Source organism: Methylobacterium sp. P5_C11, assembly GCF_054049775.1.
Genome location: NZ_JBFULS010000009.1, coordinates 13,126 through 26,735, shown reverse-complemented (window position 1 = coordinate 26,735; position 13,610 = coordinate 13,126). Strand labels below are relative to the sequence as shown.

At 71.6% G+C, this 13,610-nt stretch carries 12 protein-coding genes; 10 read left to right on the top strand and 2 right to left on the bottom strand.

From position 1 onward, the window contains the following. Window positions 1-8: 8 nt before the first annotated feature. The 4 genes from ACXJKQ_RS07385 (at window position 9) to ACXJKQ_RS07370 (ending at window position 3,676) form a co-directional block, all read left to right on the top strand. Complete coding sequence (locus tag ACXJKQ_RS07385; RefSeq protein WP_457105117.1) at window positions 9-350, top strand: hypothetical protein; 342 nt, start codon at window positions 9-11, stop codon at window positions 348-350. A 119-nt stretch (window positions 351-469) separates the two neighbouring features. After that, window positions 470-1,321 carry a DUF1206 domain-containing protein gene (locus ACXJKQ_RS07380; protein WP_457105116.1) on the top strand — a complete coding sequence of 284 codons (852 nt, stop codon included), beginning with the start codon at window positions 470-472 and terminating at the stop codon, window positions 1,319-1,321. Window positions 1,322-1,427: 106 nt separating this feature from the next. Then, window positions 1,428-1,586, top strand: coding sequence for a hypothetical protein (locus tag ACXJKQ_RS07375; protein WP_457105115.1), 159 nt, complete (start codon window positions 1,428-1,430; stop codon window positions 1,584-1,586). A gap of 101 nt (window positions 1,587-1,687) precedes the next feature. Continuing rightward, window positions 1,688-3,676, top strand: coding sequence for an SDR family NAD(P)-dependent oxidoreductase (locus ACXJKQ_RS07370; protein ID WP_457105114.1), 1,989 nt, complete (start codon window positions 1,688-1,690; stop codon window positions 3,674-3,676). 41 nt (window positions 3,677-3,717) lie between these two features. On the opposite strand, the gene ACXJKQ_RS07365 is transcribed toward ACXJKQ_RS07370, so the two are convergent. Together ACXJKQ_RS07365 and ACXJKQ_RS07360 are read right to left on the bottom strand one after the other, a co-directional pair. Continuing rightward, window positions 3,718-4,743: a cyclase family protein gene (locus ACXJKQ_RS07365; RefSeq protein ID WP_457105113.1), complete on the bottom strand. Its 1,026-nt coding sequence runs from the start codon at window positions 4,741-4,743 to the stop codon at window positions 3,718-3,720. Window positions 4,744-4,944: 201 nt separating this feature from the next. Next, a complete protein-coding gene (locus ACXJKQ_RS07360; RefSeq protein ID WP_457105112.1) occupies window positions 4,945-5,910 on the bottom strand; it encodes a transporter in 966 nt (321 codons plus the stop codon). A 327-nt stretch (window positions 5,911-6,237) separates the two neighbouring features. On the opposite strand from ACXJKQ_RS07360, the gene ACXJKQ_RS07355 reads away from it, so the two are divergent. The 6 genes from ACXJKQ_RS07355 to ACXJKQ_RS07330 all read left to right on the top strand — a co-directional run bounded on the left by ACXJKQ_RS07355 (window position 6,238) and on the right by ACXJKQ_RS07330 (window position 13,597). Then, window positions 6,238-7,497 (top strand): ABC transporter substrate-binding protein, encoded by a 1,260-nt coding sequence (locus ACXJKQ_RS07355; RefSeq protein WP_457105111.1) that lies wholly within the window; start codon window positions 6,238-6,240, stop codon window positions 7,495-7,497. An 18-nt stretch (window positions 7,498-7,515) separates the two neighbouring features. Further along, window positions 7,516-8,391, top strand: coding sequence for a branched-chain amino acid ABC transporter permease (locus ACXJKQ_RS07350; RefSeq protein WP_457105110.1), 876 nt, complete (start codon window positions 7,516-7,518; stop codon window positions 8,389-8,391). 208 nt (window positions 8,392-8,599) lie between these two features. After that, a complete protein-coding gene (locus tag ACXJKQ_RS07345) occupies window positions 8,600-9,520 on the top strand; it encodes a branched-chain amino acid ABC transporter permease (RefSeq protein ID WP_457105109.1) in 921 nt (306 codons plus the stop codon). Next, the gene (locus ACXJKQ_RS07340) at window positions 9,517-11,031 is read left to right on the top strand and encodes an ATP-binding cassette domain-containing protein (protein WP_457105108.1); all 1,515 of its coding nucleotides are present in this window, start codon (window positions 9,517-9,519) and stop codon (window positions 11,029-11,031) included. The genes ACXJKQ_RS07345 and ACXJKQ_RS07340 overlap by 4 nt, the downstream gene beginning before the upstream one ends. A 275-nt stretch (window positions 11,032-11,306) precedes the next feature. Next, window positions 11,307-12,542, top strand: a complete 1,236-nt coding sequence (locus ACXJKQ_RS07335; protein WP_457105107.1) for an acyl-CoA dehydrogenase family protein — start codon at window positions 11,307-11,309, stop codon at window positions 12,540-12,542. After that, entirely contained in the window at window positions 12,539-13,597 is a 1,059-nt protein-coding gene (locus ACXJKQ_RS07330) for a phosphotransferase family protein (protein WP_457105106.1), read from the top strand. Before ACXJKQ_RS07335 ends, ACXJKQ_RS07330 begins: the two co-directional genes overlap by 4 nt. The last annotated feature ends 13 nt before the right edge of the window (window positions 13,598-13,610 follow it).

The window sequence follows — 13,610 nt, the reverse complement described above, 5'->3', positions numbered from 1 at the left end:
ACCGAGACTTGCCCCATTTCGAAGACTTCTACGCGGCCAAGCTGCGCGGCTCCCTCGGCGTGACCGACGCCGACTCGGTGCTCGACCTGCGCGGCGCCAACCGGGCGACCGCCGAGGCCTCCCTCAAGGATATGCTGGAGCGCAGCCGCTTCGCCAAGGGCAAGACCGTGGCGATCCGGCTCGATCCGCCCCCGGCGGGCGGGGGCGAGACCCTGTTCCAGCCGGCCGGCCGCCTGCTCCTCGACGCGAAGCGCCGCGGCCTGATCGAGCGCCTCCAGACCCTGCCGGCCCAGGACGGGCTCGGCTTCTACGTGTCGCTCGCCGGACGGGCCGACCGGACGCCGATGTAGGGGGTCCGGATCTTTGCGCCGGCAACGGATCGGGCGCGCGCCGCCGGGCGTTGATGGGTCCCGCGTCACCGGATGCCCCCCGTGTCGAACCCCCGTTCCCCTGCCGCCCGGTGCCGCCGATGAGAGCCCTTCCCGGCGGTCGCAACACGATCGAGCGCATCGCCCGCTTCGGCTACGGCGCCCGCGGCGCGGTCTACATCGTGGTCGGCGGCCTGGCCCTGCTGGCGGCCCTCGGGCACGGCGGTCGGGCCGGCGATAGCAAGGACGCCTTGCGCGCCGTGCTCGCCGGGCCGTTCGGTGCCGCGATCGTCGGACTGATCGCCCTCGGCCTCCTCGGCTTCGCCCTCTGGCGCCTCGTGGAGGGCATCACCGATGCCGACCGGCGGGGCACGTCGGCCAAGGGCCTCGCGGTGCGGGGCGCCCACCTGATCAGCGCCGCGCTCTACCTCGGCCTCGCCGCCAGCGCGGCCTCGCTGAGCCTCGGACTCGGCATGGGCGGCGGCGACGGCATGCACGATTGGACCGCGTGGCTCCTGGGCAAGCCCTTCGGCCGCTGGCTCGTGGCTCTCGGCGGCCTCGCCATCGTCGGGGGCGGATTCGGCTTCCTCGGCAAGGCCTGGCGCGGCGACGTCACCGACCGCCTCGCCCTCGACGCGCAGGCCCGCGCGCGCTGGGCCGGCCCGATCGGCCGGTTCGGCTACGCGGCGCGGGGCCTGGCCTTCCTGATCATCGGCGGGTTCCTCGTGGCGGCGGCGTGGCATCAGCGCTCGTCGGACGCCAAGGGGCTGGCCGAGGCCTTCGCGCTGCTGCGCGCACAGCCCTACGGTTGGGTGCTGCTCGGGCTCGCCGCGGCGGGCCACGTGGCATTCGGGGCCTTCGGGCTGATCCAGGCCCGGTACCGGCATATCGAGGCCCCGGACATCGACCGTGTGGACGATGCGGCCGGCGCCGCGGCCCGGGCGCTGACCTGAGCCCGGCAATTCGGAGGGCGTTCCGATTGTAATCGGCCGCACGCGCCCCAAGTCAAAGAGACCCTCCGCGCAATCCTGTGCCCTGGGCAACCATGCGGAGGAAATGATGGCCAGAATTTTGATCACCGGCCGGGCGCAGATTGTGACCACGGAAGACTTTAACGAACGCGTGAAAATTCTGATGGTCGACAAGGCCGATCCGGTGAAGGGCCGCACGTATCAGAAGAACTTCAAGTCCGGGTTCGGCGGCAGCCTGGTCAGGTAGGTCTCTCGCCGGTCGCGCGTCCGTGTGGCGCGGGGCCGGCACCGCGCGTTGACAGGGCCGGTGCCGCGGCGGATACCCCGCGGCATCCCATCCGGCACCCGATGCAGCAGCGCCTCTACAAGACCGCGGTGATGGTGGCCCACGACCTCGCGGCGACCGCTGCCGCCGTGGTGCTCACTTTCCTGTTCCGCTTCCACGGCGGCATGCTCGCCGAGCGCCTGCACGCCCTGCCCCTGCTGCTGCCGCCGTTCCTGCTCTTCGCCGGCCTCGTCTACGGGCGCTTCGGGCTGTACCGGACGAAGTGGCGCTTCGCCTCGCTGCAGGATCTCGCCGGGATCGTCCGGGCGGCGAGCGTGCTGGCGCTGGCGCTCCTGGTGACCGACTGGGTCCTGGTCTCGTCCGACCTGTACGGGTTCTATTTCTTCGGCAAGATCGCGATCCTGCTCTACTGGGTCCTGCAGATCTTCTTCCTGGGCGGCACGCGGCTCGCGTTCCGCTACCTCAAGGACACCCGCTCCCGGCAGTCGAGCGCCCGGGCCGCCACGGTCCCGACGCTGCTCCTCGGGCGCGGCGCCGACATCGACGTGCTGATCCGGGCGATCGAGGCGGGCTCTGTGCGGAAACTCGCGCCGCGGGGCATCCTGTCGCCCCGGGCGGACGAGCGCGGCCAGTTCATGCGCGGCGTGCCGGTGCTGGGCGGCTTCCCGGATCTCGAGCGCGTGGTCGCCGACCTCGCAGGCCGCGGCGAGCCGGTGCGGCGGCTGGTGGCGGCTCCGAGCGCCCTCGTGCCGGAGGCGGCGCCGGACGACCTGATCGCCCGCGCCCGGCGCCTCGGCCTGCCCCTCGCCCGGGTGGTCGGCCTCGGCGAGGGCCTGCAGGGGCCGGAACTGGCGCCCCTGGAGATCGAGGACCTGCTGCTGCGGCCGACCGTGGCGATCGACCGGCCGCGCCTGGAGGCGTTCCTCGCCGGCCGCCGGGTCGTGGTGACCGGCGGCGGCGGGTCGATCGGCTCGGAGATCTGCCTGCGGGCTGTCGCCTTTGGGGCCGCCGCCGTGCTGGTGCTCGAATCCTCCGAGCCGGCGCTCCACGGCATCCTCAGCCACCCGGCGATCCTGGCCGCGGAGGCGGAGGTGACCGGCGTGCTGGCCGATATCCGCGACCGGGAGCGGACGCGCGCGGTGATCGCGGCGTTCCGGCCGGACTACGTGCTCCATGCCGCCGCGCTCAAGCAGGTGCCCTACTTGGAGCGGGACTGGCAGGAGGGTATCAAGACCAACGTGTTCGGCTCGATCAACGTCGCCGAGGCCGCGGTGGCGGCCGGCGCCCGCGCTCTGGTGATGATCTCCACCGACAAGGCGATCGAGCCGGTGTCCCAGCTCGGGGTCACCAAGCGCTTCGCCGAGATGGTCGCCCAGGCCCTCGACGCGGAGCAGTTGGCCCAGGCCAGCCCCGCGACCCGGCTGATCGCCGTGCGCTTCGGCAACGTGCTGGGCTCCGTGGGCTCGGTGGTGCCGGTGTTCAAGGCGCAGATCGCCCGCGGCGGCCCGGTGACCGTCACCCACCCCGACATGGTCCGCTACTTCATGACCGTGCGCGAGGCCTGCGACCTCGTGCTGACGGCGGCTTCCCACGCCGACGGCGAGGCCCGGGCGGGCGCGGAGCGCGCCGCGGTCTACGTGCTCAAGATGGGCCAGCCGGTGCGGATCGCCGACCTCGCCGAGCGGATGATCCGGCTGGCCGGCTTCGAGCCCGGCGCGGAGATCGAGATCGCCTATACCGGCGCCCGGCCCGGCGAGCGGCTCAACGAGATCCTGTTCGCCCGCGAGGAGCCCCGGATCGCCCTGCCGGGCATCGACGGGGTGATGGCGGCGCGGCCGGTCTTCGCCGACCGGGACCGGCTCGATGCCTGGGTGGCGCGGCTGCGCGACGCCGTGGCGGCGGGCGACCGGGCGGCCGCCGAGGCCGTATTCGAGGCGGCGATCCCGCACTTCCGCGAGCGTGCCGTCCTTCGTGCCGGGGCGCCCCAGGCGGCCGCGGAGCCGAACGGCGATGCGCCGCGCGCCGACGCCACGTCCGCCGTCCTCGGCTGATCCGGCCGGCCCCAAGATCGTGCCTTGGGCCGACCCGGCCCTCAGACCGTCGCGATCGGCGTCGTCGGCGAGCCGACGGCGCCGGGCAGGCGCAGCGGCGGGGCGGTGAGCAGGAAGCGGTTGCGGCCGTGGGCGCGCAGCCAATCGGCGAGCGGCGTCAGGTGCCACAGCTCGCCGAGATTGACCCCGAGCTTGAACAGGCAGTGCTCGTGGAGCGGCAGCGTCGCGCAGCAGGCGGGGCCGGGACCCGCCGGGTAGGCCTCCACCGCGTAGTTGTCGGCGATCAGCGCGCACAGGCCGGTGCGAGTGATCCAGTCGAGCAGGCGCGGATCCCGCCCGTCGAGCCCGGCGCAGAGATTGTGGACCTGCTTCGGGTCCGGCTCGCCGCCCATGGCGATCAGCCGCTCGGCGAAGCCGGTGTGCAGGCAAACCATGTCGCCGGGCTCCACCACGACGCCGTCGGCCTCCAGGATCCGGGCGAGCTGGTCGTAGCCCACCCGGGTCTTGGCGTCGCCGAGATGGGCGCGCAGGTCGATCATCACGGCCCGGCCCTGCATGCCGGTCTCGGCCAGGCGCTCGATCCCGAGTTTCTTCGCGCGGGACGGCTGGTCGGCCGCCGCCACGCTCTCAGGCCCGACGATGTCCCGGCCGCCGCGGAAGCCGTTGTAGAAGGTCGGGCGTGAGCCGGTGCCGTCCGCGTCGAACAGCGACCCGACATGGGCCAGCGAGTCCCACTGCGTCGAATATTGCAGGTGGATCAGCGCGCGGTCGTCGCAGATCACGTCGGTGGCGCCCTCGACCTCTTCGCAGACCGGGAAGTTCATGTTCGGCCGGCCGTTGGCGCGGCGGGTCGGGGTGATCTGCGGCGGGTGGCGGCGTGGGTTCAGGACGTTGCCGCCCGGCAGGTCCAGCGGCAGGCTGAGGCAGAAGGTCAGGCCCTCCCGCACCTCGGCGACGCCCTGGCGCACCTTCTCGGGGGTCAGCAGATTCAGCCGCCCGCGCTCGTCGTCGGAGCCGAAATCCCCCCAGGTCGAGCCCTCTGGCCGGCGGGTCCAACGCAGGGTCATGGGTTCGAGCCCCGGCTCGACAGGGCGCCGTGGCCCGGGGCGGTCCCGGGCGCGTCCGCGCATGCGTTCCTCACCTGTCCGTGCCCTTGTGTGAGGCCGTCGGACCCGCGACACGCGGATCGACCCGGAGCGTAGGGGCGGCGGTCCGTGCCCGGAAGCCCGCGGGCGGACAGTGTGGGCGTCCTGAAACCGGCGCCGGGATCAATGCCTGCGGATCTCAGGCTCCGACGCGGCGGCTGCCACCGGGAAGGGGACGATCACGCGAAACCAGCCCCGGGTCTCCTCGTTGTGCTGGCGATCACCGGCGTGGCTGAGGGTGTCGCGGGCGACGATCTCGCGCGTCACGAAAGTCTGCACGATCACGGACCCGAAATTGTAGCCCACGAGGCCTCCCGCCGCGATGTAGCCGTCCCGCTGGAAGCTTGCGAACAGCCGGTCGCGGCGGTTCACCGCCAGGTCGGTGTAGCCGAAGGCCACGGCGCCGATCTCGAAAGGCCCGAACTTCTTCGTCGCCGTGAGGTCGAGGTTGACTTGGTCCGCCAGCGGGATCGGGCCGATCGCCGCCCCGACCGGGCCGCCGAACCGGCCATGCGCGTCGAAGGGCCGGTTGTAGGTGAGGATCGCCGAGAGGTTGAGGCTGCCGTCGCCCACATAGGTGGCGGCGACGCGCTGGGTCATCGTCGCCGACGCGGCCTGCGCGATCAGCGGCGTGCCGCGGAGTCCCAGGCCCAGCGAGCCGCGGTCGCCGTAGGGCAGGTAGGCGCCCGCGACGTACGAGACGCCGAACCCGCCGCCGAGGTTCCAGGCGAAGATGCTGCCCAGGAACGGTGTGTAGAAGGTGCTGACCTCCTTGTTGGGGATCGGGGCCGGGAAGTGGGTGTTGATGAACACCGACGGGAACGCCACCACCGGCTCGATCCGCGCGCCGAGGATCTTGAGCGGCGACGCGTAGATCAGGAACGGGATGTTGACGCCGACCTCGGCGGCGTCGCGGCGGTCGGCCCGTCCCCAGCTGAACGTGTCGAAGGCGTAGAAGCCCTCCGGCAGGGGCAAGCCCGGCGCGAGGCCGACCTGCTCTCCAGGCTGCGTCACGGCGGCGGCGTATGCCTGGCCCCCCTGGCTCAGGGCGATCACCGCCAGAGCCGCCGTCACCGTGTCCTTGAGCATCGCGTCCCCCTTCCCGACGCTCCGGGGCGCATCTGCCGAGGAGTCCGGTCCGGACACGATCTCGACACCACGACCCTGTTCTGGGGCTGGCCTGCGCGACGCCCGGCAGGTCGCGCGGGAGGGCGAAGGGCGCCCGTCCGCGGCGGGGATCGTCGCCTCCCGTTGCCGGGCCGCAACAGCGTCCCGGGGCGGAGCCCGGCGCGAACGACTGGCCGGAAACGTCACACGCCCCACGCCGCCGGCCCCTTGTGATCCCTCGGGCGCCGGCTACAGTCGGCCCCAAGCCCGCGAATAAAAAATTCGGGCACGAGGGAAGAGGAAATGCCGATGGCCGAGACCGCGCATGCCGTCGCCCGGCGCGCCCAGATCCGGCGCGGGCTGCCCGCGTTGCTGGCGGTCGCTTCGATGCTCGCGGGACCCGCGCACGCCGCCGACCCGATCAAGATCGGCGTGATCGCCGAGGCGCAGTCGGTGGCCGGAGCCTCGATCCCGCAGGCGGTTCAGCTCGCCGCCGACGAGATCAACGCCAAGGGCGGCGTCGACGGCCGGCAGATCCAGGTCGTCACCTACGACGACAAGAGTTCCGCCTCCGACGCGGTCCGCGCCTTCCAGCGGGCGGTCTCGGAGGACAAGGTCAACCTCGTCATCGCCAGCTACATCTCGGAGGTGGTGCTGGCGCTGATGCCCTGGGCGGCCCGGCTCAAGACGCCGATGATCACCCCCGGCGCCGCCTCCAACGAGATCAGCGTCAACGTCCACAAGGACTACGCCCGCAACAAGTACACCTTCCACGGCTACCTGACCTCGCACGCCCTGGCGCAGGCGGTCTGCGACTCGGCCAAGGAGGTGCTGGTCGGGACGCTCAAGGCCAAGACCGCGGCGATCATGAGCGAGGACGCGGCCTGGACCCGGCCGCTAGACGCCGCCTACGAGGAGTGCCTGCCGAGATCCGGGCTGAAGGTGGTGGAGCATGTCCGCTTCTCGCCGGACACGGGCGACTTCACGCCGATCTACAACAAGATCGAAGCGGCCAAGCCCGACCTGATCGTCACCGGCATCGCCCATGTCGGTGTGCAGCCGACGGTGCAGTGGCAGAACCAGCAGGTGCCGATCGCCATGACCGGCATCAGCGGCCAAGCCACCTCCTCGACCTTCTGGGCCAACACCAACGGCGGCACGCAGGGCGTGCTGTTCGACAGCGTGGCGCTGCCGGGCGTGGCGCTCACCGAGAAGACGATCCCGTTCGCCGACGCCTTCACCAAGCGCTTCGGCGGCGCGCCTTCCTACGCGGGCTACATGGCGTACGACGCCGTCTACTACACCGCGGAGGCGATCAAGCGGGCCGGCTCCACGGAGGCCGACAAGCTCGTCGATGCCCTGGAGAAGACCGACTGGGTCGGCACCGTCGGGCACCTGAAGTTCTACGGCAAGGACGAGCCGTTCACCCACTCGATCCAGTACGGCCCCGGCCTGATGACCAGCGTGCTCGGGCAGTGGCAGAACGGCAAGCAGGTGGCGATCTGGCCGGCGGCGACGGCGAACGGGACCATGGTCCTGCCGCCCGCGGTCAAGCCGGCCGTGCAGTAGGCCGGGGCGGGCAGCGCGGTGATCGGCCTCCAGATTCTCGTCGACGGCTTCGCCATCTCGGCCCTCTATGCGCTCGGCGCGATGGGCTTCACCCTGATCTTTGGGGTCTCGGGCGTCCTCAACCTCACGCACGGGGCGCTGATGGTCATGGCCGCGGTGGCGGCCTGGGCGGCCTCCGCGCTGTTCGGACTCGGCTCCTATGCGGGGGCGGTGATCGGCGTGCTGTGCGGGCTCGTCGGCGCCCTGGTCACCTACTTCGCCATCGTCGCGCCGATCGAGCGCAGCAAGGCGATCCCCAGGGAGGAGAAGGAGATCTTCGTGCTCACCGGCACGCTGCTCTGGGGCATCATGATCCAGGAGCTGGTGGCCTACTTCTTCACCGACAATCCCAAGACGGTCTTGCCGATCGTCGAGGGGGTGATCGAGATCGCCGGGGTGCGAACGCCGAAGAACGAGATTTTCACGGCGGTGATCTGCTGGGTGGTGATCGCCCTGCTGTGGCTGTTCGTGAACCGGGCGCGGGCCGGCAAGGTCCTGCTCGCCGCCTCCATGAACCCGCGGGGCGTGACGCTGCTCGGCCACGACATGGGGAAGATCTACGTGGCGGTCTGGGCGATCTACGGGCTGCTCGCCGGCATCGCCGGGGTGCTGCTCGGGATGTTCCTGGGCGTCTCCTCGTACTCGGTGGGGCCGCTCACCGCGAGCGCCTTCTCGATCGTGGTGCTGGGGGGCCTGGGGTCGGTCACTGGCTCGCTGATCGCCGCCTACGTGGTCGGCTACCTCGAGACCGCCACCGCCTACCTGATCTCGCCCGCCTACCGGGTGATTCCGGCGCTGCTGCTGCTGGTCGCGGTCATGTACCTGCGCCCGCAGGGCCTGCTTGGGCGGCGGTGATGCGCGGGCTCGGCATCCAAGTGACCCCTGGTCGCGCGACCTGCCCCCTCTCCCGCTCGGGAGAGGGTTGGGGTGAGGGATGCGCCCACTCCGGATCGTACTCGACCCTCACCCTGTCTCTCTCCCGCTCGGGAGAGGGGACCCCCGCCTTGTCCGTACCGCACCGGGCAATCGGATTCGTAATGGTCGATCCTGGTCTGGCTCATCCATGAAGCTCCTCACCACCCCCGGCTTATGGATCGCGATCCTCGCCGTCCTGGCCGCCGCCACCCTGCCCTGGTGGGTCTCCGGCTACATCCTCGGCCTCCTGACCATCGCCTACTATTTCGGCGTGTTCGCGATGGCCTGGGACCTGCTCTTCGGCTTCGCCGGCGAGGTGAATTTCGGCCCGACCTTCCTGATCGGCCTCGGGGCCTACGGCGCCGGCATCCTCAACAACCGCTACGAACTGCCGATCCCCTGGTGCCTCGCGGCCGGCACCTTGCTCGCCGTCGTCGGCGGCCTCGCCCTGGCGCTGCCGGCGCTCAAGGTCCGTGGCCCCTATTTCGGCCTGATCACCCTGGTGGCGGTTCTGCTCCTGCAGAACATGATCGTGGTCTTCTCCGGCCTCACCGGCGGCGAAATCGGCCTGACCGTGCCCGACGTCATCTCCATCGACGCCGACACCAACTACTGGCTGGCGCTCGGCTTCATGGCGGTCTCCGGCCTGATCCTCACCGCCATCGCCCGCTCGCCCGCGGGGCTGATCCTCCAGGCCGCCGGCCAGGACCCGGTGGTGACCGGGGCGCTCGGCTTCAACGTCGCCAAGCACAAGCTCGCGGCCTTCGCGGTCAGCGCCGCCTTCTCGGGCCTCGCGGGCGGGCTGGTGGTCTTCTACATGGGCACCGCCTCGGTCGGCACGCTGATCGACACGGCGGTGGGCGTGCAGGTGATCATCGCGGCGGTGCTCGGCGGCCGGCGCACCATCGTGGGCGCGGCTCTGGGCGCCGTGTTCCTGATCGCGGCGGGCGAATTGCTGCGGCCGCTCGGGGCGCTTTCGACCTTCGTGGTCTCCGCGGTGGCGCTCCTCGTGATCCTGTTCGTGCCGTCGGGGCTGCTTGGCCTCGCATCCCTCCGGAGAGCGCGATGACCGTCGCCGTGCGGCCCGCGCCGCTGCAGCCCGTCGCCCCCGCCGTGACCGCCGAACCCTGCCTCACCGTGCGCGGCCTGACCAAGCGGTTCGGCGGCCTCGTCGCCGTCAAGGACATCGACCTCGACCTGCGGCCCGGGGAGATCCTCGGGCTGATCGGCCCGAACGGGTCGGGCAAGTCCACCGTGATGAAGCTGATCATGGGCCTGGAGCGCCCGAGCGCCGGCTCGATCCGCCTCGACGGCACCGAGATCGGCGGGATGCCGGCCCACCGGGTGGCGCGCTCCGGGATCGGCCTCGTGTTCCAGCACGCCCGCCCGCTTCAGCGGCAGACGGTGCTGGAGAACATCAGCCTCGCGCTCCTGCCCGACAGCCTGATCCGGCTGGCCGCCGACCCGCACGTGGCCAAGCGCGCGCGCGAGATCGCCGAGCGCGTCGGCCTCGGCGCCGTGGCCGACCGGCGCCCCGGAACCCTGCCCTTCGCGGACCTGCGCCGGCTGGAGCTCGCCAAGGCCATCGCCCGCGATCCGCGGGTCGTGCTGGTCGACGAGCCCTTCGCGGGCCTGACCGGCGGCGAGGTCGCGGCCTTCTCGGAGCTGATCCGCGGCTTCCGCGACGAGGGCAAGGCCGTGCTCCTCGTCGACCACAATGTGAAGAGCGTCTCGGCCCTCGTGGACCGGGTCTTCGCCATGTATCTCGGCGAGCGCATCGCCGAGGGCTCGGCCGAGTCGGTGATGGCCGACCCGACCGTGCGCCGGGTCTATCTCGGCGGCAGCATCGAGACGGCGGCCCGGCCCGAGGCTGCGTTCAAGCCCGACTCGCTGTTGACCGTCGAGAACGTCGACGTGCTCTACGGCAAGGCTCAGGCTCTGCGCTCCGCCGCGATCCACGTCCACGAGGGCGAGTTCGTCTCGGTGGTCGGCCTGAACGGGGCCGGCAAGACCACCCTGTTCAACGCGATCTCGGGCCTCGTCCCGCATACCGGCACGATCCGGTTTGACGGCCAGGATCTCTCGCGGATGAAGCCCGCCGCCATCGCCCGGGCCGGCATCGTCCAGGTGCCCGAGACCCGCGAGCTGTTCGGCGACCTCAGCGTGCGCGAGAACCTCGACCTCGGCGGCCAGCATTTCCCGAAGGCCGAGAGCGCCAAGCAGCGCGACTGGCTCTACGAGCTGTTCCCGATCCTCAAGGCCCGCGAGGGCCAGACCGCCCGCACCCTGTCGGGGGGCGAGCAGCAGATGCTGACCATCGCCCGGGCGCTGATGATGCGCCCGCGCCTCCTGATCCTCGACGAGCCGACGCTCGGCCTCGCCCCGGTGATCCTGGAGCTGCTGTCGAAGGCGCTGGAGAAGCTGCGGCAGACCACGCCGATCACGGTCCTGCTCGGCGAGCAGAACGTCACCTTCGCGCTCCCCCACGCCGACCGGGTCTACGTGCTGGAACAGGCCCGGATCGTGTGGGAAGGACCGCCGCAGCGTTTCGCCAGCGAGATGGGATCGGCCTATCTGTGAGGGGCGCATCCAGAGCCGCGGCAACCCCCTCCCCCCTCTGGGAGGGAGGGTGGCCCCCGGGAGGGGGTCGGGAGAGGGGCAGCGCGACGGTGCAGGACCGGGCTGCTGCGGCCGTCACGAAGGCTCCGCCCCCTTCGGAAGCGCCGCTCCCCTCTCCCGACTCCTGCTGACGCAGGGGCCACCCTCGCCCGCAGAGGAGGAGGGAGAGACGCGGAGCCCGGCTCGCGCAAGCTTGGTGCGCTAACCCATCGGAAAAACCCTAGGGAGCGGACGCCTTGGATTTCAATCTCTCCCAGTCCCAGACGCACTGGCTCGGGCGCGTCCGCGCCTTCATCGCCGCCGAGATCCTGCCTGCCGCCAGCGCGGTCGCGGCGGAGCGCGCCGAGAGTTCCGCCCCCTCCCCCACGATGGAGCGGCTCAAGGAGAAGGCGCGGGCCGAGGGCCTCTGGAACCTGTTCCTGCCGCCCTCTCCCGAGCACGACACCGTGGAATACCGCGGCGCCGGCCTGACCAACCTCGACTACGCGCTCTGCGCCGAGGAGATGGGCCGGGTCGGGATCGCCTCGGAATGCTTCAACTGCGCGGCGCCCGACACCGGCAACATGGAGGTGCTGCACCGCTACGGCAGCCCGGCCCAGAAGGAGACGTGGCTGCGGCCGCTCATGGCGGGCGCGATCCGCTCGGCCTTCCTGATGACCGAGCCGGAGGTCGCCTGCTCGGACGCCACCAACATTAGCACGTCGATCCGCCGCGACGGCGACCACTACGTCGTCGACGGCCGCAAGTGGTGGTCGACCGGCGTCGGCGACCCGCGCTGCCGGATCGCGATCCTGATGGGCAAGACCGATCCGGAGGCGCCCCGCCACCGGCAGCAATCGCAGATTCTGGTGCCCATGGACACGCCGGGCGTGCGCGTCGCGCGCCTGCTGCCGGTCTTCGGCTACGAGGACGCCCCCAAGGGCCACGGCGAGGTGGTCCTGGAGAATGTCCGAGTGCCGGCCGGGAACCTGATCCTCGGCGAGGGCCGCGGCTTCGAGATCGCGCAGGGCCGGCTCGGACCGGGCCGCATCCACCATTGCATGCGCACCATCGGGGCCGCGGAGGTGGCGCTGGAGGCCATGGCGCGCCGCCTTGTCTCCCGGGTCGCCTTCGGCAAGCGGATCAGCGAGCAATCGGTCTGGGAGCAGCGGGTCGCGGAGGCGCGGATCGACATCGAGATGACCCGCCTCCTCTGCCTGAAGGCCGCCGACATGATGGACAAGGTCGGCGCCAAGGGCGCCAAGCTCGAGATCGCCATGATCAAGGTCGCGGCGCCGCGGGTGGCGCTGAAGGTGATCGACGACGCGATCCAGGCCCATGGCGGGGCCGGGGTCTCGGAGGATTTCGGGCTCGCCAGGATGTACGCGCATATTCGCACCCTGCGGCTCGCCGACGGACCCGACGAGGTCCATAACCGCTCGATCGCCCGGCTGGAATTCGGGCGCTACACCAATGCCCGCGAGGGCGCATGAGCGACGCGGATGTCTTCTCCGGCCTGAAGCCGGTCGAGCCGCGCCACCGGATCGACGAGGCGAAACTCGCCGCCTGGATGGAGGGGCAGATCCGCGGCTACGTCGGCCCGCTCACGGTGCAGCAGTTCCGCGGCGGCCAGTCGAACCCGACCTACCGGCTCGACACGCCGGGCCAGGCCTACGTGCTGCGGCGAAAGCCCTTCGGGCCGCTGCTGCCCTCCGCGCACGCGGTGGAGCGCGAGTTCCGGGTGATCGGCGCCCTCTACGGCGAGGGGTTCCCGGTGCCGCGCCCCTTCGCGCTGTGCGAGGATCCGGACGTCATCGGCGCGGCCTTCTACGTGATGGAGGCGGTGGACGGCGCCGTGCACTGGGACGGCGCCCTGCCGGGCCTCGACCGCCACGCCCGCCACCGCCACTATGCCGGCATGATCGCCACGCTGGCGCGCCTCCACGCCATCGACCCGGAGGCGGCGGGGCTCGCCGATTACGGACGGCCCGGCAACTATTTCGCCCGGCAGGTCGACCGCTGGACCCGCCAGTACCGCGCCGCCGAGGACGGGCGCCTGGAGGATGTCGAGCGGCTGATCGCGTGGCTGCCCAAGACCGTGCCCGAGCAGCAGGGCGCCGCCATCGTCCACGGCGACTACCGCCTCGACAACCTGATCTTCTCCCGCGACGGCGGCGTCGGCGCCGTCCTCGACTGGGAATTGTCGACGCTCGGCGACCCGCTCGCCGATTTCAGCTACCTGCTGATGCAGTGGGAACTGCCGGCCGACGGGCGCAGCGGGCTCGGCGGCCTCGACCTTCAGGCGCTCGGCATCCCCACCCGGGACGAGGCGGTGGCGCTCTACTGCCGGGCCGCGGACCGGACGTCCCTGCCCGATCTCGACTGGTACTTCGCCTACAACCTGTTCCGGCTGGTCGGCATCCTCCAGGGCGTGGCGGCCCGCGCCAAGGCCGGCAACGCCGCGAGCGAGCACGCCGCCGCCATGGCGGCCCGGGTGCCGAAGCTCGCCGCCGCGGCCTGGTCCTTCGCCGAGCGGGCGGGGGCGTGAGCATGGATCCCGC